The sequence below is a fragment of the Okeania sp. SIO2B9 genome, from assembly GCF_010672505.1.
Lineage (GTDB): Bacteria > Cyanobacteriota > Cyanobacteriia > Cyanobacteriales > Microcoleaceae > Okeania > Okeania hirsuta.
Genome location: NZ_JAAHGK010001687.1, coordinates 1 through 1,285 on the forward strand (window position 1 = coordinate 1; position 1,285 = coordinate 1,285).

Sequence of the window (1,285 nt, forward strand, 5' to 3'; positions counted from 1 at the left end):
TAGATGGCAACTAGGATTTGATCGACTCTTTACTATGCAGATTTTTTTAATTTGATTTTTATAGTATGATTTTTGATAATTGATATAAATAGCTGTTAGCTGAATTATTGTATATTTTTTTAGAGTAGCGATCGCTCACGATAGCAAGTATTCAGATGTGGTATAAAGTATGTAATTTTTAGCATTAACTAAAATGTGAAAAATACTGCTACAAACATTGCTTCAAAAATTGAATTTATAATTTATCTGTAAAAAATCAAATTAATAGTAGTCATTAGGATACTGATTTTGTTGTTGATATTTTTGATAGTTATACTCAAGAGGTTTAGATTGATGGTCAGAAGGATAGTCTAATTTTTCTGACAAATAAATTTCTTCATTGACAGAATAATTGTGGCTAGGTATTTGAATTTTTAAATCAGAAGAATAATATGGTTGATATGACTAGTAATTCTCCCCAGAAGAGTTAGACCCACTATTAGGAAAAACTTCATCTGTGTCAACATAAGGTTTAGGCAATTTGTTCAATTTTGGTGTAGTTGTAGAGTAAGTTTTTACCGAAGGAGAATCAAAAAGAGGGCTAGATGGATCGTGCTCTCTGAAAGCATATTCAGACTCATTCTTCAGAGTTTCTAGTAAATTACCTGCCGTTAAAGATACTGTTTTTTTGTTAGCTTTTGCATAACTATAACGAAGGGTAATATCAAAACCTATCCACCCAAAAGTTGCTGCTGTAAATAGAAACACTAAAAAAATTGTTAATTGCAAAGAAAGTTGATTAATCCAATTAAAATTCTTTTCCAAAGAACAATTTTTTAAAATATTAATTGGTGCTTTATTTTCGTGATAATTCTTGATTTTTGATTGATTGCTAAAATCATTTTTAACTTTATTATTCATATTTGACTTAAAGTTAGTATCCATCAAGCCATAATTACTATTAACTTCACAACAACTTTCTTTTACTTGGTATTTTTGTTTACTTACCTGTGAAATCTCTGACTTATCCAACAGTAGTGCAAACCAATTATCCAAAGTTTGAGGTCGTTTTTGAGGGTCTATTTCCAATCCTTTGATAATCGCATTCTCAATATTTGGAGAAAGATTCGTTTCCAGTAATCTTAGCTCAGTTGTAGACACTATAAGTGTTTGAGGAATAGCTTCATCACTGAGCCTTAAAGCTGCAGGAGTAGGAGCTTTACCAGTAAGTAAATAGTATAATGTAGCAGTCAAAGCATAAATATCTGCTGCGGGAGTTAACTTTTGTTCTAGATCGCACTGTTCA

The 1,285-nt window shown here is 30.4% G+C and carries 1 pseudogene; it reads right to left on the reverse strand.

The features are described from left to right. Positions 1-444 precede the first annotated feature (444 nt). A pseudogene (locus tag F6K13_RS33710) lies at positions 445-1,285 on the reverse strand (hypothetical protein); the annotation flags it as partial.